Origin of the sequence: Paraherbaspirillum soli, from assembly GCF_042654985.1 — a bacterium.
Classification (GTDB): Bacteria; Pseudomonadota; Gammaproteobacteria; order Burkholderiales; family Burkholderiaceae_D; genus Paraherbaspirillum; species Paraherbaspirillum soli.
Map to the genome: position 1 here is coordinate 359,189 of NZ_JBHSMT010000013.1, position 17,563 is coordinate 376,751.

16 protein-coding genes and 1 pseudogene are annotated in these 17,563 nt (G+C 59.2%); 7 read left to right on the top strand and 10 right to left on the bottom strand.

The window, feature by feature from the left end:
• Both ACFPM8_RS09235 and ACFPM8_RS09240 read right to left on the bottom strand, forming a co-directional pair.
• Positions 1 to 284 (bottom strand): contractile injection system protein, VgrG/Pvc8 family (locus ACFPM8_RS09235; protein ID WP_378997441.1); only part of this gene is annotated, 284 nt, incomplete at its 3' end.
• 240 nt (positions 285 to 524) lie between these two features.
• Positions 525 to 728: pseudogene (locus tag ACFPM8_RS09240) on the bottom strand (efflux RND transporter permease subunit); the annotation flags it as partial.
• Between the two features lie 115 nt (positions 729 to 843).
• Here ACFPM8_RS09240 and ACFPM8_RS09245 point away from each other — a divergent pair.
• Together ACFPM8_RS09245 and ACFPM8_RS09250 are read left to right on the top strand one after the other, a co-directional pair.
• Positions 844 to 1,698 (top strand): NAD(P)-dependent oxidoreductase, encoded by an 855-nt coding sequence (locus tag ACFPM8_RS09245; RefSeq protein WP_378997210.1) that lies wholly within the window; start codon positions 844 to 846, stop codon positions 1,696 to 1,698.
• A 58-nt stretch (positions 1,699 to 1,756) separates the two neighbouring features.
• The gene (locus tag ACFPM8_RS09250; protein ID WP_378997211.1) at positions 1,757 to 2,617 is read left to right on the top strand and encodes a class I SAM-dependent methyltransferase; all 861 of its coding nucleotides are present in this window, start codon (positions 1,757 to 1,759) and stop codon (positions 2,615 to 2,617) included.
• Between the two features lie 70 nt (positions 2,618 to 2,687).
• Here ACFPM8_RS09250 and ACFPM8_RS09255 read toward each other — a convergent pair whose 3' ends face one another.
• From ACFPM8_RS09255 to ACFPM8_RS09270, 4 genes are all read right to left on the bottom strand, one after another.
• The gene (locus ACFPM8_RS09255; RefSeq protein ID WP_378997212.1) at positions 2,688 to 5,882 is read right to left on the bottom strand and encodes a CusA/CzcA family heavy metal efflux RND transporter; all 3,195 of its coding nucleotides are present in this window, start codon (positions 5,880 to 5,882) and stop codon (positions 2,688 to 2,690) included.
• A 37-nt stretch (positions 5,883 to 5,919) separates the two neighbouring features.
• Positions 5,920 to 7,122, bottom strand: a complete 1,203-nt coding sequence (locus tag ACFPM8_RS09260; RefSeq protein ID WP_378997213.1) for an efflux RND transporter periplasmic adaptor subunit — start codon at positions 7,120 to 7,122, stop codon at positions 5,920 to 5,922.
• 9 nt (positions 7,123 to 7,131) lie between these two features.
• Positions 7,132 to 8,454, bottom strand: coding sequence for a TolC family protein (locus ACFPM8_RS09265; RefSeq protein WP_378997214.1), 1,323 nt, complete (start codon positions 8,452 to 8,454; stop codon positions 7,132 to 7,134).
• 87 nt (positions 8,455 to 8,541) lie between these two features.
• Positions 8,542 to 8,832 (bottom strand): DUF4148 domain-containing protein, encoded by a 291-nt coding sequence (locus tag ACFPM8_RS09270; protein WP_378997215.1) that lies wholly within the window; start codon positions 8,830 to 8,832, stop codon positions 8,542 to 8,544.
• Positions 8,833 to 9,040: 208 nt separating this feature from the next.
• Between ACFPM8_RS09270 and ACFPM8_RS09275 the strand changes: the two genes are divergently transcribed.
• Together ACFPM8_RS09275 and ACFPM8_RS09280 are read left to right on the top strand one after the other, a co-directional pair.
• Positions 9,041 to 9,712: a heavy metal response regulator transcription factor gene (locus tag ACFPM8_RS09275; RefSeq protein ID WP_378997442.1), complete on the top strand. Its 672-nt coding sequence runs from the start codon at positions 9,041 to 9,043 to the stop codon at positions 9,710 to 9,712.
• Positions 9,709 to 11,112 (top strand): heavy metal sensor histidine kinase, encoded by a 1,404-nt coding sequence (locus ACFPM8_RS09280; protein WP_378997216.1) that lies wholly within the window; start codon positions 9,709 to 9,711, stop codon positions 11,110 to 11,112. Before ACFPM8_RS09275 ends, ACFPM8_RS09280 begins: the two co-directional genes overlap by 4 nt.
• A gap of 90 nt (positions 11,113 to 11,202) precedes the next feature.
• Here the strand turns inward: ACFPM8_RS09280 and ACFPM8_RS09285 are convergent, their stop codons facing one another.
• On the bottom strand, positions 11,203 to 11,718 hold the full coding sequence (locus ACFPM8_RS09285; RefSeq protein WP_378997217.1) for an OmpA family protein: 516 nt from the start codon (positions 11,716 to 11,718) through the stop codon (positions 11,203 to 11,205).
• 509 nt (positions 11,719 to 12,227) lie between these two features.
• On the opposite strand from ACFPM8_RS09285, the gene ACFPM8_RS09290 reads away from it, so the two are divergent.
• The 3 genes from ACFPM8_RS09290 to ACFPM8_RS09300 all read left to right on the top strand — a co-directional run bounded on the left by ACFPM8_RS09290 (position 12,228) and on the right by ACFPM8_RS09300 (position 14,625).
• Positions 12,228 to 13,628, top strand: a complete 1,401-nt coding sequence (locus ACFPM8_RS09290) for a DEAD/DEAH box helicase (RefSeq protein WP_378997218.1) — start codon at positions 12,228 to 12,230, stop codon at positions 13,626 to 13,628.
• A 276-nt stretch (positions 13,629 to 13,904) separates the two neighbouring features.
• Positions 13,905 to 14,357, top strand: a complete 453-nt coding sequence (gene relB / locus ACFPM8_RS09295) for a type II toxin-antitoxin system RelB family antitoxin (RefSeq protein ID WP_378997219.1) — start codon at positions 13,905 to 13,907, stop codon at positions 14,355 to 14,357.
• The gene (locus tag ACFPM8_RS09300; RefSeq protein ID WP_378997220.1) at positions 14,344 to 14,625 is read left to right on the top strand and encodes a type II toxin-antitoxin system RelE/ParE family toxin; all 282 of its coding nucleotides are present in this window, start codon (positions 14,344 to 14,346) and stop codon (positions 14,623 to 14,625) included. Before relB ends, ACFPM8_RS09300 begins: the two co-directional genes overlap by 14 nt.
• 231 nt (positions 14,626 to 14,856) lie before the next feature.
• Here ACFPM8_RS09300 and ACFPM8_RS09305 read toward each other — a convergent pair whose 3' ends face one another.
• The 3 genes from ACFPM8_RS09305 to ACFPM8_RS09315 are packed head-to-tail and all read right to left on the bottom strand — an operon-like array spanning position 14,857 to position 17,556.
• Positions 14,857 to 15,984: an osmoprotectant ABC transporter ATP-binding protein OsmV gene (locus tag ACFPM8_RS09305; RefSeq protein ID WP_378997222.1), complete on the bottom strand. Its 1,128-nt coding sequence runs from the start codon at positions 15,982 to 15,984 to the stop codon at positions 14,857 to 14,859.
• Positions 15,981 to 16,634 (bottom strand): ABC transporter permease, encoded by a 654-nt coding sequence (locus tag ACFPM8_RS09310; RefSeq protein ID WP_378997223.1) that lies wholly within the window; start codon positions 16,632 to 16,634, stop codon positions 15,981 to 15,983. Before ACFPM8_RS09310 ends, ACFPM8_RS09305 begins: the two co-directional genes overlap by 4 nt.
• 10 nt (positions 16,635 to 16,644) lie before the next feature.
• Complete coding sequence (locus ACFPM8_RS09315; RefSeq protein ID WP_378997224.1) at positions 16,645 to 17,556, bottom strand: glycine betaine ABC transporter substrate-binding protein; 912 nt, start codon at positions 17,554 to 17,556, stop codon at positions 16,645 to 16,647.
• Between the last annotated feature and the right edge of the window lie 7 nt (positions 17,557 to 17,563).

The following is a 17,563-nucleotide window of genomic DNA, read 5'->3' on the forward strand; positions in this document are numbered from 1 at the left end:
CTGAATTCAAAGACGTAACCATTGAAGTAGCGCAGGCTGCCATCGCCCCGCACCAGCGAAATCGTCACCATCTTGCCCTGCACTTCCTTCAGAGGAATGCGGGCGTCAGTGGCAAGCACTTCCACCGTGAATTCGAAATCGCGGGACAGTTCTTCTTTGGCTTCCAGCCGATTCGCCACTAGCGAAGCAGCTGGACCATCGTTATTGGGGAACGATAATTTCAATATGCGATGGTGTTGACGTCCGTGCAACAAGGCCAGTAGGGTTTGGGACAAATTAGTCATATGGTGTGGACTCCCTCGATATCGGCTGGGCACCTCGGAAAACCTACTGCGCGGCCCAATCTCGGGGCTGCGATGCTCGCCGTACCTCTGTACGACTCCGCTTCTCGCCCCGACCTTGAACCGCTCGCTACGGCTTTCCGAAGTGCCCTACTCATTGCCGGATGGCAAAGTCCAGAATTTTATCACCACATGATTCCCACCAGAAAGAATTGACAGGGATTCTTGCTGCTATGTTGCCCCCTACGCCTTGGTCATCGACGCCTCCCGATCCGCGCCCTCCTCATCGCGCCGATGAAACAACTGGTACAAGATCGGCAGCACCAGCAAGGTCAGGATGGTCGATGACAAAATCCCGCCGATCACCACCGTCGCCAGTGGCCGCTGCACCGCGGCGCCGGTGCTGGTAGCAATCGCTATCGGCACCAGCGCCGTCATCAGCACCGGCCACTATCGAGCAGGCGTGAAGCCGTCAAGAAGCAGTCGGTGGAGCTCTACCGCATTTTCCCAGTGTTATATTTCGACATTCTGCCGTTCAACTAAATTTGAAAGGGATACGGTCATGGCAAACATCGCTTTTCTCGGTACAGGGTTGCTCGGAAGCGCATTCGCGGAGGCCGCCGCAAAACGCGGCGATTCGGTCACGGCATGGAATCGCACCATGGACAAAGTTCTCGCTCTTGCTCAGTTCGGGGTGAAGGCAGCCGCAACGCCGGCGGAAGCAGTTCGAGGCGCATCAAGGGTGCATATTGTGCTGAAAGATGACCCGGTGGTAGAAAAGGTTATTTCAGAGGCATGCGCCGGACTCTCCCCGGAAGCAATCCTGATTGATCACACCACGACATTGCCAACACTCACCGCTGAACGGGCCAGACGGTTGCATGCGGCAGGCTTGAAGTATCTGCACTGCCCCGTTTTTATGGGGCCAGCGGCGGCTCGAAATGCTCAGGGAGCGATGCTGGTCACGGGACCAAGGACGCTCTTCGACTCCGTCCAGGCGGATCTCGCCAAAATGACAGGGCGTCTCGAATATATGGGTGAGCGCACTGACCTTGCCGCGGCAAACAAATTGTTCGGAAATGCCTTAATCATTGGCCTCTCCGCGGTGATGGCGGATGTCCTTACCCTGGCGCAGGCGAGCGGTGTTAATGGTGAGGACGCGATCAAGTTGCTCGGGTTGCTTGATTTGAATGCGATGGTGGCGGGGCGAGGTCTGAACATGGCAAAGGGCAATTTCACCCCGAGTTTTGAGTTGGCAATGGCTCGCAAGGATGTTCAATTGATGCTGGAGACCGCGGGTGATCGACCGTTGGCGGCGCTACCCGCGATCGCAGCCAGAATGGACCAACTCATTTCAGCCGGACATGGTGCTGCGGATGCAAGCGTCCTTGGCATTGACGCGGTGCCTCGACCTTAATCGTTTGGTCATCACTTTCAAGCATATGAAAACTGCAGAACAAATAGGATTGAAGGTCATGAACAACAAACGAGATGTAGCGCCAGACAGCACTGCAGCACGAGTCGCCTTGTGGCGCGCTTTGCATGTCGAGGCCGACCCGCCGCCGCATGTGCTGGAAGACGAAATCGGCCTTAAGCTGCTGGCCCCGGACCAGGACTGGCGTCAACGCGGGGACATGGACCCGCAGTTCACGCGTCCCTTCCGCGCCTCAATCGTGGCTCGCGCCCGCTTCATCGAGGATCTGGTCGTGGAACAGGCCGGCCGCGGGCTTGATCAGTATGTCATCCTCGGCGCCGGCCTTGACAGCTTTGCACAACGGCGACCGCAGATCGCGTCCCGTCTCAAGGTGTTCGAGGTTGACCAGCCAGGCCCTCAGGCATGGAAGCGTCAGCGCCTGATCGAGCTCGGCTTCGGTGTCCCGGACTGGCTGCGCTTCGTGCCGGTCGATTTCGAGGCGGGGGCCGCCTGGCGGGACGAGCTCGTGACCGCCGGCTTCGATGACAGCAAGCCGGCAATCGTGGTCTCCACGGGTGTTAGCATGTACCTCACCAAGGATGCGAACGCAACCACGTTGCGCCAAGTCGCGGGCCTCGCCCCAGGATCAACGCTCGCCATGACGTTCCTGCTCCCTCTGGAGCTGGCGGACCCCGAGGTGCGTCCGGGGCTTGAGATGGCGGAAAAGGGGGCGCGTGCAAGCGGGACACCTTTTCTCAGCTTCTTCACCCCGCCGGAGATCCTGACGCTGGCCCGCGAAGCTGGCTTTAGAGAAGCACGACATGTCTCGGCGGCCGATCTGGCCCGGCGCTACTTCGTGGGCAGGACAGATGATCTGCGCCCGCCCAACAATGCGGAGGAACTGCTGGTAGCAGATACATAGCTGCCCGCACGCTTCCCGCCTGTCGCGACATGCGCCAGGCGATCATTCACGTACCGTGAGATCAGCGCCATCAGGATAGGTCCGTGCAGACCAGCCCAACCTGCTCTATTCTCGCTGAAGACGATCGGGTCACGTCCTCATCGCGCCGATGAAACAGCTGGTACAAGATCGGCAGCACCAGCAAGGTCAGGATAGTCGATGACAAAATCCCGCCGATCACCACCGTCGCCAGTGGCCGCTGCACCTCGGCACCGGTGCCGGTGGCAATCGCCATCGGCACAAATCCCAGCGAAGCCACCAGCGCCGTCATCAGCACCGGCCGCAAGCGGGTCAGCGCGCCTTCCCGGATTGCGGCATCCAGTCCGCGTCCATCTTCACGCAAGCTGCGGATGAAGGCGATCATCACCAGGCCATTCAGCACCGCCACCCCGGACAAGGCGATGAAGCCGACCGCCGCTGAAATCGACATCGGGATGTCGCGCAACCACAGGGCGACGATGCCGCCGGTCAATGCAAACGGGATGCCGCTAAACACCAGCAAGCCATCCTTCAGGTTGCCGAACATCGCAAACAACAAGGTCAATACCAACAGCAAGGCCACCGGTATCACGATTTGCAGGCGCTGGCTAGCCGATTGCAATTGCTCGAACTGGCCGCCCCAACTGGTCCAGTAGCCGGGCGGGATCTTGACTTGCTGTTGCAGCTGCTGTTCGGCCTCCGACACGAACGAGCCGATGTCGCGACCGCGCACGTTGGCGCTGACCACGATGCGCCGCTTGCCGTTTTCACGGCTGACCTGATTTGGCCCCGGCGCCAGTTCCAGGCTGGCGACCTCGGCCAGTGGGATGTAATTGGTGCGGCCGTCGTCGCCCTGGGTGCGCGGCAAGGAGATCGGCAAGCGCTTGAGCGCCTCCAGATCGCTGCGCAAATTCTCCGGCAGACGCACCACGATATCGAAGCGGCGATCGCCCTGGAATAAGGTGCCGGCTTCCTTACCGCCGATCGCCGTCGCGATGACTTCTTGCACGTCCGCAACGTTGAGGCCGTAACGCGCCGTTTTTTCTCGGTCGATATTGACCGTCAACATCGGCAAGCCGGAAGTCTGTTCGATCTTGATTTCCGCCGCGCCGCTGATCTTGCCCAGCAGCACCGCGACTTTACCGGCGGTGTCGTTCAGCACCGTCATGTCGTCGCCGAATATCTTGACCGCGACATCGCTGCGCACGCCGGAAATCAACTCGTTGAAACGCAGCTGGATCGGTTGCGAAAACTCGTAATTATTCCCAGGTATCTTCGCTGCCGCGTCTTGAATCGCCTCCAGCAATTGCGCCCGCGTCTTCTTCGGCTGCGGCCAGCTGCTCTCCGGCTTCAGCATGATGTAGCCGTCGGAGATATTCGGCGGCATTGGGTCGGAAGCGATTTCGGCGGTGCCGGTGCGGGCGAACACGCGCTCGATTTCCGGAAATTTCTGCTTCAACGTGCGTTCGACCTGCTTTTGCATCTCCAGCGATTGCGTCAAGCTGGTGCCCGGAATGCGCAGCGCCTGAATCGCCATATCGCCTTCGTTCAGGCTAGGCACGAACTCGCTCCCCATGCGCGCCGCCAGCACACCAGACAGCACCAGCGCCACGGTGGCGCAGCCCAGCACCAACGCCTTGCGCTGCATCACGCGCTCCAGGATCGGCGCGTACAGGCGTTTGGCGCCGCGCATCAGGATGTTTTCGGTTTCAGCTACGCGGTTGCCGATGAACAAGGCGACCGCTGCCGGAATGAAGGTCATCGACAAAATCATGGCCCCGGCCAGCGCGATCACCACCGTCAGCGCCATCGGGTTGAACATCTTCCCTTCCACCCCGGTCAGCGCAAAAATCGGCAGGTAGACCACCATGATGATCAGTTGGCCGAACAGCAGCGGCCGGCGCGATTCTTTCGACGCGGCGAACACTTCGTGGAAGCGCTCGCTGCGCGTCAGCGGCCGGCCATGCTGCGCTTGGGCATGCGCCAGACGGCGTACGCAATTTTCAACGATCACCACCGCGCCGTCGATGATGATGCCGAAATCGAGCGCACCCAGGCTTAGCAAATTGGCGCTGACCTTGTACGTCACCATGCCGGTAAACGTGAACAGCATCGACAGCGGGATCACCATCGCGGTAATGACAGCGGCGCGGATATTGCCGAGGAACAGGAACAGGATCGCAATCACCAAGATCGCGCCTTCCAGCAAATTCTTCTTGACGGTGTTGATGGCCTTGTCGACCAATACCGTGCGGTCGTACACCGTGACTGCCGCCACCCCTGCCGGCAAGCTGCGATTGATCTCGCGCATCTTGTTGTCGACCGCCTGCGACACGGCGCGGCTGTTCTCGCCGATCAGCATGAAGACCGTGCCGAGCACCACTTCGCGGCCGTTTTCCGTCGCCGCGCCGGTACGCAATTCGCGTCCGATCTCGACTTCGCCGACATCGCGGATACGGATCGGCACGCCCTGCACGTTGCCCAGGATGATGTTGCGAATGTCTTCCATCGAGCGCACCTGGCCCGGCGCCCGGATCAACAGCTGCTCGCCGCGTTTTTCGATATAACCGGCGCCGACGTTGTTGTTATTCCGGTCCAGCGCTGTCACGATGTCCTGCAAGGTCAAGCCATACGATGCCAGTTTCTCCGGCACCGGCGCCACCTGGTATTCCTTGGCAAAACCTCCAATCGCGTTGATCTCGGTCACGCCTGTGACATTGCGCAGCTGCGGCTTGATGATCCAGTCCTGGATTTCCCGCAAATCGGTCGGCGTGTAAGCCGTGCCGTCCGCTTTCTTTGCGCCCTCCTGCGCTTCCACCGTCCACAGGTAAATCTCGCCCAGGCCGCTGGAAATCGGCCCCATCGCCGGCGCGATGCCGGGCGGCAGCTTGCCCTTCGCTTCCTGAATCCGCTCGTTCACCATCTGCCGCGCAAAGTAGATGTCGGTGCCGTCCTTGAAAATCACGGTGACCTGCGACAGGCCGTAGCGCGACAAGGAACGGGTTTGCTCCAGGTTGGGCAAGCCGGACATCACCGTCTCGATCGGAAACGTGATCCGCTGCTCGGTTTCCAGTGGCGAATAACCGGCCGCCGCCGTATTGATCTGCACCTGGACATTGGTGATGTCCGGCACCGCGTCGATCGGCAACTTCTGATAGTTGGCGATACCGAGCGCAGCCATCGCGAATACGGCCAGCAGAATCAGCCAGCGCTGCTCAATCGAGAAACGTATGATGCGTTCAAACATGGGATGAGGTCCTTGATGTCATTGGCAGTATGTTGAATTAGTGAGCATGTTCGGCACTGCCTTTGCCCAGTTCAGCCTTGATAATGAAACTGCCGTCAGCCGCGTAACGCATTCCCGCCTCCAGCCCTTTGACGATTTCAACCTGTTTGCCATCGGCGCGGCCGGTGGTCACCGCTTGCGACTTGAAGCCATCCGCGATGCGGACAAATACGACTGGCTTGTCATCCACGTTCTGGATCGCCTCCGGCGCGATCGCCACCGGCACCTCGCTCTCTCCGACCGTGACCTCGACATTGACGAACAACCCCGGACGCCAGGCCATATCGGGATTGGCCAGCGTGACGCGGGCCTTGGCGGTGCGCGTCTGCTCGCCCAGCAATGCGCCGACATAGGCCACGGTGCCGGTGGCGGTCGAGTCAAACGCGGTAGCCTTGATCCGTACTTTTTCGCCCAGACGCACCGCGTTCAAATCCTTGGCCGGCACCACCATCTCGGCCCAGACCGTGGACAGATCGGAGATCGTGAAAATGCTGGTGTCCTCTTTCACCGCCTCCCCCAGCGCGATGTGCTTTTCCGTCACCAGCCCGGCGAACGGCGCGCGGATTTCATAACGGCTCAGCGAATTTGAATTGCCGGCGCCCAGCACATCCAGTTTTTGACGCGCATTCTGGACCGTGATTTCGGCTTCGTTCATGGCTTGGCGCGCTTGTTGCACATCCTGTTCGGCCGAAATTTTTTCATCCCACAGCTTTTTTTCGCGCCCGTAGGTGGTGCGGGCGAAAGCGAGCCGCTTCTGCGCCGCCAGCAGCTCGCTGCGCTGTTCGGCCAGGCCGGTGCTGGCCACCACGGCCAGCAATTGGCCTTTTTTCACTTGCTGACCGAGATTGACTGCCACCTGCTCGACCACGCCGGTCAGGCGCGGCACCACATGCGCGGTGCGGTCTTCGTTAAAGCGGATTTCTCCCGGCAAGGTGATCGCAGTATTGATGCGCGCCGCGGCGGCGGTTCGAACGACGACGCCGGCGGCCTCGATTTGGGCATCGCTCAGTTCGACCTTGCCCTCTTCGTCATCGTCATGCTGCTCCGGACCGGCATGCGCGGAGGCCGCGGCTTGCTTGCCCTCGGTTTTGGGCGGCTCTACGCTGGTCGCTTGCCGTCCCGTAAAAAAAGCGCCGGCCAGCAGCACACAAACCGCGACGACAGCAGCGATCAGCGCTGTCTTTTTCGATGTGATTTTCATGATGGATATTTACAAAGAATCTGTTGACGGAGAAGTGCCCAGTACCCGCTCGATGTCGGTGGCCGCCCGGTGCGTGTCGGCGAGTGCGCGCAGAGTTTGCGACTTGGCTTGAAACAGGACGCGTTGCGCATCCAGCACTTCCAGGAAACTGAACTTGCCCAATTCAAAGCCTTTGAGCGTCCTGTCGTAGGTGTTCTGCGCAGACGGCAGGATCTCGCTTTGCAATGACGCCACTTGCAAACGTGCCAGCTTGAGGCGCTCATGCGCATCCAGCAGTTCCGCATTCAAGCGCACTTCCGCCCCCCGCAGTTCGTCGCGCGCCTTGTCGGAACGGCGCAATGCCTCCAGCAGATTGCCCTGATTGCGGTCGAACACCGGAATCGGCATCGCCAGCCCGACCACCAATTGATTGCGCCCCAATTCTTGCGCCCGTTTGGCGCCTACGCTGACGGTCACATCGGGCACCCGGCGGCTGCGCTCAAGCCGGGTCATGGCCTCTCGCCGTTCGACTTCAAGCCTGGCGCGCTGCATGGCAGGCGCGCTCTGCAAACGCGTCAGCAATGACAGCAACTCCGGCAAAGGCGGCACCTGATCGAGCTGGCCGTCGACGCGGACAAAAGCCGCCGCCGCACTATCCAACGATGGATTGCCCCAGGTCGCGGCCAGGCGGCGCCGGCCGCTGCTGAGGGTGCTGACGGCTTGCTGCAGTTCGACGCCGACGCCGGCTTCTGCCACGCGCGCCTTGCTTTCTTCAAGCGGCGCGACTTTGCCGGCAGCGACGCGCTTGGCGGCGATCAAGGTCGCACGCTGGGCCAGCTGCAATGCGCTCTGCAACAACTGCACATGCTCTTGCGCTTCCAACACTTCAAAATAGCTGCCGACCACCAGGGCCTGAATATCGGCCCGTTTGGCAAGCAACTCAGCCTGAGCCGCATCCCGCCCTTTTTCCGCGACGGCGATGCGGGCACCGCGTTTACCGCCGGTTTCAAGCAGCTGATTCAACTGCAGCGTCGTGGTGCTGGTCTTCTTGCGCGTGTCTTCCTGCAAGATCGACAGCTCCGGATTCGGCCTGACGCCGGCCTGCACCAGCGACGCCTCGACGGCATCCAGCTCGCGCGCCGCTGCCGACAATTCCGGATTGGCGTTGAACGCCAACGCGATCGCCTGTTTCAGCGTCAGGCTGTTGCCGATTTCGGCGGCAGGCGTCGGCGGCAATTTGTAATTGATGTTCGGCTTGCTCTCCGTTTGGCCTGCCGGCGCATCGCCGGCTTGCGCAAACGGCGCGGCGCAGACATACAGCGCCAGGCCGAACGGTAAGAGAAATTTGTTCATGGATATCCCCTGTCGGAATGATGCGCCCCCCCATCGGCCCGGACCGGGCCGTCATGCCGGGCGATGGAGGGCGCATCATTTGTCACATCAGGCGCCGGAATAGATCGAACTATTTGCCTGATGCGATGCGCAGCTGGTAACTTCCTGCACAGCCGTAGGCGCGTTGCCCTTGCTGCCGCTCTTGCCGCGTCCCTTGTTAGCGTCCGATGCCAGTCTTGGATATTGCGAATCGGGCACTGACATCTCGCCGTTAGCCCGCGCCTCCTTCATTTCGGCAATGACCTGTGCACGCGTCTTGCCTGCGGACGGCGCTTGCGCCATGACGCTGCCGGCAGCGGTCAACAAAGTAACAACAGCGATCAATTGTTTGGCATTCATTTTCAATCTCCAGAAAGTTAAGGAAAAATTCAACGAAGAAGTCAACGCTTGCCAGGAAGGTGTTCCAGATGACTGCATCGTTGGAACCCAGTGTAGAAAGAAGAGCAAAACAGAAAGATGACGCATGCATTACGGTTTTGTAATCCACAGCCGCTGCCTTATCGAAGATAATCAGCCGCGGACGCACATGAACACGCGGGAGGATGCGATGCGGATTTTGTTGGTGGAAGACGAGCCTAAAGCTGGCGAATATTTGCGCAAGGGGCTCAGCGAATCAGGCTATATCGTCGATTGGGCGCAGACCGGGACCGACGGTTTGCACTGTGCGACTTCAGCCGATTACGACCTGATCGTATTGGACGTGATGCTGCCCGGCATGGACGGCTGGAAAGTGATCAGCGAACTGCGCAAGACGCACCCGACTCCGGTGCTGTTCCTGACCGCGCGCGATCACGTGGAAGACCGCATCAAAGGACTGGAACTGGGCGCCGACGATTATCTGGTCAAGCCGTTTGCGTTTGCCGAGCTGGTGGCCAGGATCCGCACCCTGTTGCGGCGCGGGCCGATCCGCGAATCCGAGTTGCTGCGCATCGCAGATATGGAAATCGACGTGATGAAGCGCCGCGTGACGCGCGGCGGCGAACGTATCGACCTGACCGCCAAGGAATTCGCGCTATTGCATCTGCTGGCCAAGCGCCAGTACGAAGTGCTGTCGCGTTCGCTGATTGCGTCCCAGGTCTGGGACATGAATTTCGATAGCGACACCAACGTGGTCGACGTTGCGGTCCGGCGACTGCGCGCCAAGCTCGATGAGCCGTTTCCGCGCAAGTTGATCCACACCGTGCGCGGCATGGGTTATGTGCTGGAGGAACGCCCTTGAAGCTGGCTGCTCCGCGCTCGCTGACGATGCGCCTGGCCTTGCTGTTTGCGCTGGTGACGCTATCCACCTTTACCATCGTCGGCACTTATCTGTATTACTCGCTGGCGCAGCAACTCGATGCGCACGATGATCAAGAACTGCTCGGAAAAATCTCGCTGATGCGTCATCTGGTGGAAAAGGCAAACTCAATCGAGGCGATCCGCGCCAATCCGCATGCATTCATGGATGCCACGCTTGGGCACAACGACCTGCTGCTGATCCTGAAAACGGCCGATGGCGCACAACTGCTGGCGACCCGGCCTAGCGCCGGCACCCTACCCTTATTGCCGATTAGCGCAACCGATCGGACACCCAATCAAACATCTCGCTTAAACCTGACGACTTCATCCGGCTTGCCGGTACGAGCGACAGCTATCTGGGGCGTCATCGAACTGACCGGAGAGAGAGTGCGCATCATCGTGGCGCACGACACCAGCGACAGCCTGAGCATGCTGGCGCGCTATAGCCAGCAAATTCTAGGCGCAGCGCTGTCCGGCGCCTTGGTGGCGGCATTGCTGGGTTACATCCTGGTGCGGCGGGGATTGCGCCCGACCCGCTCGATTGCCAAACAGGCGCAATCGATTACCGCCCAGCGTCTGGATCAGGCGCTCGATGTGGCCAGCGCGCCTGAAGAATTGCAGCAACTGGTGGTCGCATTCAACAGCATGCTGAACCGCTTGCACGATAGCTTCCAACGGCTGTCGCAGTTTTCCGCAGACTTGGCGCACGACTTGCGGACGCCGATCAACAACCTGATGGTGCAAACCCAGGTAGCGCTGGCGCAGCCGAGAACGTCGGACGAATACCAGGGCTTGCTGGAGTCGAACACCGAGGAGTATGAAAGATTGGCGCGCATGCTCGACAACATGCTGTTTCTGGCGCGCGCCGATCACGCTCATGTCGCCGTCGCCCGCGAACAGCTGGACTGCGGCTCGGAGTTGCAGCGCATCGCCGACTATTTCGAAGGCGTCGCGGAAGACGCTGGCGTGCGCTTGACGGTCTATGCGCACGGCAGCGTCAGCGCCGATCCGATGCTGCTGCGACGCGCAGTCAGCAACCTGGTCGCCAATGCCATTCGCTACACGCCAGCCGGCCATGCCATCCGGCTACAGGCCGGGCCAGCGGATGGAGTGACCAACATCAGCGTCGGCAATCCCGGGCCGGCCATCGAGCCGTCCGCCATTCCCAGACTGTTCGACCGCTTCTACCGGGGCGATCAGGCCCGCAGCGATTCGGCATCGAGCACCGGACTGGGGCTGGCGATTGTGCAGTCCATCATGAAACTGCATGACGGCCAGGTCGAAGTTGTGCGTACGCCGGACCAGATGACCGTCTTCAGCTTAAGTTTTCCGAACCGTTGACATGAAAATAGCCCCTTGGATTGTTAATCTAAAGGGCTATTTCGGAATGGGTTATTTCAAAACCAGAGCAGGCGGCATGCCGCCGCTTATTCATTTGCCGATGGCAATCACTTCCACCCGGCGCGCATCGGCATCGGTCCCGCCCAGCGAAACTTGCGGTTTCTCCAGCGTCACGCGCGCCGCTTCGACTCCGGCCAGCACCAGCACATCGCGGACCGCCTTGGCGCGTTCTTTCGATACTTCCGCGTTGACCTCGGCATTGCCGCTGGCGTCGTGATAACCGGATACGGCAACCGTTGCCGCCGGGTTGGCTTTCAGGAAATTCACGACAGGCGCCAGATCATCGGCGGCGCTGGCCGGCACTTCTGCCTTGGCGGTTTCAAAGAAGATCTTCACGGCGACAGCCGGTCCGGTCGCGGCCTGCGCGGCGAGCGCCGCCGGTGCAGAAGACTGTGCGGCAGCGGCATTCAGCAGCGCCGCATGGTCGCCCTTGCCTGCGGTGATGCCGAAATAAGCAGCCATCGCCAACACTGCCACGACGACTGTTCCGACGATTACCCCAATGATGGCCAATGCCGCTTTTTGTTCGTTGTCGTTGTTGTCCATGACTACGCTCCTGTTAGTGAATTACAAAAATAACATTCTATCCGAATAAATAATGCCACATGGAAATTCAAGGTTTCCAACAATGGCCACCTCGAAAAACCGTAAATGGTCGTGCACCAATTCGATCCAGCATTTGCACAAATAAGATGCACTAAGAGGTGCATCAAACCGAAAACTACTGTATTATCTGCGGCTGCGTTGCACTATAGGGCGCAAACAGCATGCCGCGGCGAATTCATCAAGTTGATTCCGCGCTCGCTGTAAAAAACAATAAGTAGCTACGCAAGCCTAAGCATGTCCTGGCCCCAAATTGGGACATTGCATTGTAAAAGCCCTCCCGCCCAGTGTGTCGTTCCTGACACCGTCCCGGCGCAAAGCTTTTGTGCCGAAATTTCTTTGTATTTGTTTCTTAGTCATTTCGTTGGTTGGCGTTGCTTTTTTGCGCTCTCTGCATTCGTCGCATGGTCGACTGTTTGCAGGATCGGCGCTGCACTTTACGAAAGAAATTAATGACTTTTGAATCACTAGGCCTCCACGCATCCGTTACCAAAGCACTCACCGAGGCTGGCTACACAAAACCGACCGCCGTTCAAGAACAAGCTGTTCCTGCCGCCATCGAAGGCCGCGACTTGCTGGTTTCTTCGCAAACCGGCTCCGGCAAGACCGCAGCATTCATGCTGCCTGCATTGCATAAATTCGCTTCCGAGCAGCCAGCCGCTGTCCCTGCCGGCAAGACCCCTAATCAAGAAATGCAAGCATCCCGTTCACGCGGCGAGCGCCCACGCTTCAAGCCGGCACAGCCGAAGATGCTGGTGCTGACCCCGACCCGCGAACTGGCGCTGCAAGTGACCACCGCGACCGACAAGTACGGCTCGCACATGAAGCGCATCAAGGCGATCTCGATCCTGGGCGGCATGCCTTATCCGAAGCAAATGCAATTGCTGGCCAAGAATCCTGAAATCCTGGTCGCCACTCCAGGTCGTCTGATCGACCATATGGAATCCGGCAAGATCGATTTCTCGCAACTGCAAATCCTGGTGCTGGACGAAGCCGACCGCATGCTCGACATGGGCTTCATCGACGACATCGAAAAAATCGTCGATGCGACGCCGGAAACACGTCAAACCATGTTGTTCTCGGCGACGCTGGACGGCGTGGTCGGCAATATGGCAAAACGCATCACCAAGAACCCGCTGATCATCCAGATCGCCGGTTCCGCCACCAAGCATGAAAACATCCAGCAAAAGGTGCACTTTGTCGACGACCTGTCGCACAAGAATCGCCTGCTGGACCATCTGCTGCGTGACGAAACCATGGATCAGGCAGTCGTGTTTACCGCCACCAAGCGTGACGCCGACACCATCGCCGACCGTTTGAACATCGCCGGTTTCGCTGCCGCCGCATTGCATGGCGACATGCATCAAGGCGCGCGTAACCGCACGCTGGACAGCCTGCGCCGCGGTCAAGTCCGGGTACTGGTTGCCACCGACGTTGCTGCTCGCGGCATCGACGTTCCGGCCATCACCCACGTATTCAACTACGACTTGCCGAAATTCCCGGAAGACTACGTCCACCGTATCGGCCGTACCGGCCGTGCCGGTCGCAACGGCGTTGCCGTATCGCTGGTGAATCACGCCGAAGGCATCAACGTCAAGCGCATCGAGCGCTTCACCAAACAGTTGATCCCGGTCGCTGTGGTCGAAGGATTCGAACCGAAGAAAACCGCATCGGCTCCGCGTTCGAACCACAAGCCAGGCGGCTGGAAGCCGGGCGACAATCGTGGCGGTCCGAGCAAGCCAGGCCGCACTTTCAGCAAGCCAGGCGCGGCTCCACGCAGAGAAGGCAGCGGCGGCTACAAGGGCAACCGCACCAATGACAGCGGCGCCCGTCGTTCGTTTGGCGACCGCTAAGACATTTTGACGGTCATTTACTGATCGCCAAGCTGCAAATAAAACGGCTACTGGAAATTTTCCAGTAGCCGTTTTTTATTGGGTGCTTGAATTTGAGGATTGGGCGGGATTGCGGCTTTTTCGCAGAAAATGCCGCAAGCATCTGATTTACAACGTCGCTTCGCGGAACCCGGTCTTATATCGAATTACAGGCGCGGGTAGCAAACCATTTTTCAAATAGTTATTAATTGCAGGTAAAATATCTACTATTTACACAGCAACAGCACGGAGAAAAGCATGACCACCGAGACTATCGATCATACGACACTATCCAGGCTGGCAGAAGCCGGCGCCGTGCGCAGCGCGCACGTCGTCGGGCAAGCGGGCGGCTGGGGCATCCTGGTCAAGTACGGCATGACCGAACGCGCCCTGGCAGCGCAGCGCAGCCACCAGGTGCGCATCTTCCGCAAGCTTGAAACACTGGTGAACTACCTGAAAGGCATGGGGATTGTGCGTTTTGACGTGGACGCGGTGAATTATGACCCCGACAGCCCGGAAGCCGCCCGCAGCCGTCCCGACAGTTCGGCCAAGATGAAAAGCGCCCATGAAGCTGCCGCCTATGACAAATGGCTGAAAGCAGAGATCCAGGAAGCGATTGACGACACCAGCCCGACCATTCCACACGATGAAGTGATGCGCGACGTGCGCGCCGTAATCAAGCGCGCAAGGGCGAAACGTGCATCGGCTTGAATGGAAAAAACAGGCACGCAAGGACCTGCTCAAGATCATCGAACACATCGCCCAGGACAGCCCCGACAGTGCGGACAAGCTGGCCGACGATATCGAGGCAAAAACCCAACAGCTCCGAGAACATCCTAAGCTGTACCGCGTTGGCCGCAAGCGCGGCACACGGGAGCTAGTGGCACATCAGCACTACATTGTGATTTATCGCGTGCTGGCCGCGAAGATCGAAGTCCTGCGCGTCAAACACACGGCGCAGCAGTGGCCGATCAGCTGAAAACGCCAACGAATTCATTGGTTTAGCAACCTGTCGGACTTAGGAATAATCGGCTGCAAAAACGCCTGAGCGGTCCATATTTCACCGATATTTTTTCCAATAGTCCCGCTATTGAAAAAAATATCGGCAAAATCTGTTCTCGCTCAGCCATTTTTTCGCTTCGATTCCCTAAGTCCGACAGGCTGCTAGCATTTTCCCTACGAAAAACCGCAATCCCGGCCACCCCTTAATTTATGCCTGAGCAGAACGGCTGCGGCCGGAACCCAAATACTCCGCAATCGAATCCTGCGTGACTTCACCCAGATAACTGTCGTCGCTGTCGATCACCGGCATCCAGCTGGTGCTGTGCTGATACATTTTGGACAGCACCACCCGCAGGTTTTCATCCGGCGCCGCACTGACCGTGAATGGCCTTAGTTTGTCGCCGCAGGAACCCGACGCACCGCGCGCGTCGCGTCGCGTGACGTATCCGAGGCCGCGATTGCCGGCATCGGTGACGGTCAGGTAGCGATAGTCGTTTTCATCCATCACGCCATAGGCGGCACTCAGGCTTGCATCCTGCTGCACGGTGGCCGAGGTCGTCGCCGCATCGCCGGCACGCACCAGCAACAATCGTTTCAAGGTCGCATCCTGGCCGACGAAGGAGCCGACGAACTCATCCTTTGGGTGCGCCAACAAGGTATCCGGGTGCTCCAGCTGCACCAGTTTGCCGGCGCGGAAGATCGCGATCTTGTCGCCCAGCTTGATGGCTTCGTCGATATCGTGACTGACCATGATGACGGTCTTGTTGAGCTGCCGCTGCATTTGGAAAAATTCATGCTGGATCGATTCGCGGTTGATCGGATCTACCGCGCCGAACGGCTCATCCATCAGCAATACCGGCGGGTCCGCCGCCAGCGCCCGGATCACGCCGATGCGCTGCTGCTGGCCGCCGGACAGTTCGCGCGGATAGCGCTTCAAGAAGCGTTTCGGATCGAGCGCCACCATCGCCATCAATTCGGTTGCGCGCTCGCGGCAGCGCTTTTTATCCCAGCCGAGCAAACGCGGCACCACGGTGATGTTTTCTTCTATGGTCATGTTCGGGAACAAACCGACTTGTTGAATCACGTAGCCGATTTTGCGGCGCAGCGCGACTTCATCGAGGTCGCTGGTGTCTTCGCCGTTCAGCAACACGCGGCCGGAAGTCGGCGCAATCAGGCGGTTGATCATTTTCAGCGTGGTGGTCTTGCCGCAGCCGGACGGGCCGAGAAAAACGCAGATTTCGCCTTCGGCCACAGTCAGGCTGACCTGATCCACCGCCTTGACCTGCGTGCCGTCTTTTTGCGTAAATACCTTACTGAGTTGCTCGAGTCGAATCATGATTTTTGCATTCCTTTCGGTGTGAGTAGTCGCTGCAAGCCTTGCAGCAGCAGGTCGGCGCCAATGGCCAGCAAGCTGATCAACAAAGCGCCAACCACCAGTTTCTGCATATTGCTTTGGCTGATCGCATGCAGGATCAATACGCCCAAACCGCCGGCACCGACGATCGCCGCCACCGCCATCACGCCGATGTTCATCACCACCGCCGTGCGCACGCCGCCCAGAATGACCGGCACCGACAACGGCAAATCGACCAGCCGCAAGCGCTGCCAGAAAGTCATGCCGATGCCGGTGCCGGCCTCTTTAATCCCATGCTCGATGCCATCCAGCGCCAGGTAGGTGTTGCGCATGATAGGCAATAGCGAGTACAGGAACACCGCGGTGATTGCCGGCAGCGGCCCCAAGCCCAGACCGAAGCGGGAAAACAGCGGAATCATCAAGCCGAACAGTGCAATCGACGGCAGAGTCAGCACCACGGTCGCCGCCCCCAGCATCGGACTCGCCAGCCAGCGATGCCGCATCATCGCAATCCCCAACGGCACGCCGACCAGTATCGCCAGGCCGACCGCGCTGCCGACCAGCATCAGATGCTGGATAGTCAGGTGCAGGATCTCCGGCCAGGCGCTAGCCAGATAATTAAAAAGCGTCATGTTCCCTCCCTCACTTCATATCCGGCAGCAAGCCTTCGTTGCGCAGAAAATCGGCCGCGACCTGCTCCACCGGCAACTGATCGATGTCCACCTTCTTGTTCATTTCCGCCATCCTGGCGGTGTCGATTTTGGCCGACAGCGCATTCAGCTGATCGGCAAGCTGGGGGTTGGCGTCCAGGATTTCCTTGCGCACCACCGGGGTCGCGCTATAGAACGGGAAGAAGCCCTTGTTGTCCTCCAACAGTTTCAGATTGAAGCCCCGCACTCGGCCGTCGGACGCATAGGTCAGTCCGACATTGAGTTGATCGTTATGCAGCGCGGTGTACACCAGTCCCGGGTCCATCTGCTTGACCTCGCTACGCTCGAACGCGAAGCCGTACAGTTTCTGCAACGGCTCCAGGCCATCGGGACGCGATGCAAACTCGAAATCGACGCCGATCAGGTCTTGACGATTTTGCTGATGATCCAGGTTGATCTTGTTGGCCAGATCTTCGATGCTGTTCAGCCCCTCTTCGTCGGCGCGTTTTTGCGGCACTGCCAGCGCATAAGTATTATTCAGCGCCGAAGGGGCTAGCCAGACCAGGTTCCTGGCGGCGTCCAGCTCCTTGACCCGCTGATACGATTGCTCGCGATCCAGTTTTTCATCGACTTTGTTGTACACAATCAGCGCGGTGCCGGTGTAGTCCCAGACGATGTCGAGCTGCCCGCTTTCCTGCGCCTGACGCATGATGGTCGTGCCCAAGCCGTTTTTCAGATCGACGCTGTAACCGTTGGCGCTCAAATACTGCGCAGTCATCGACGACAGGATCAATTGTTCGGTGAAGTTTTTGCCGCCGACAACCAGGTTGCCGGCAACCGCATGCGTGCTGGCGAATAGGCCGAGGATGCAGGCTAGGACAGCGGCCAATCGTGAATTCTTCATGCTTGTT

What these genes read in the sequence shown, in the direction of transcription:
- ACFPM8_RS09245 (WP_378997210.1), top strand. Translation starts at nt 844, where the DNA reads ATGGCAAACATCGCTTTTCTCGGTACAGGGTTGCTCGGAAGCGCATTC.
- relB (WP_378997219.1), top strand. Translation starts at nt 13,905, where the DNA reads ATGACCACCGAGACTATCGATCATACGACACTATCCAGGCTGGCAGAA.
- ACFPM8_RS09255 (WP_378997212.1), bottom strand. Translation starts at nt 5,882, where the DNA reads ATGTTTGAACGCATCATACGTTTCTCGATTGAGCAGCGCTGGCTGATT.
- ACFPM8_RS09260 (WP_378997213.1), bottom strand. Translation starts at nt 7,122, where the DNA reads ATGAAAATCACATCGAAAAAGACAGCGCTGATCGCTGCTGTCGTCGCG.
- ACFPM8_RS09290 (WP_378997218.1), top strand. Translation starts at nt 12,228, where the DNA reads ATGACTTTTGAATCACTAGGCCTCCACGCATCCGTTACCAAAGCACTC.
- ACFPM8_RS09265 (WP_378997214.1), bottom strand. Translation starts at nt 8,454, where the DNA reads ATGAACAAATTTCTCTTACCGTTCGGCCTGGCGCTGTATGTCTGCGCC.
- ACFPM8_RS09275 (WP_378997442.1), top strand. Translation starts at nt 9,041, where the DNA reads ATGCGGATTTTGTTGGTGGAAGACGAGCCTAAAGCTGGCGAATATTTG.
- ACFPM8_RS09310 (WP_378997223.1), bottom strand. Translation starts at nt 16,634, where the DNA reads ATGACGCTTTTTAATTATCTGGCTAGCGCCTGGCCGGAGATCCTGCAC.
- ACFPM8_RS09315 (WP_378997224.1), bottom strand. Translation starts at nt 17,556, where the DNA reads ATGAAGAATTCACGATTGGCCGCTGTCCTAGCCTGCATCCTCGGCCTA.
- ACFPM8_RS09250 (WP_378997211.1), top strand. Translation starts at nt 1,757, where the DNA reads ATGAACAACAAACGAGATGTAGCGCCAGACAGCACTGCAGCACGAGTC.
- ACFPM8_RS09270 (WP_378997215.1), bottom strand. Translation starts at nt 8,832, where the DNA reads ATGAATGCCAAACAATTGATCGCTGTTGTTACTTTGTTGACCGCTGCC.
- ACFPM8_RS09285 (WP_378997217.1), bottom strand. Translation starts at nt 11,718, where the DNA reads ATGGACAACAACGACAACGAACAAAAAGCGGCATTGGCCATCATTGGG.
- ACFPM8_RS09305 (WP_378997222.1), bottom strand. Translation starts at nt 15,984, where the DNA reads ATGATTCGACTCGAGCAACTCAGTAAGGTATTTACGCAAAAAGACGGC.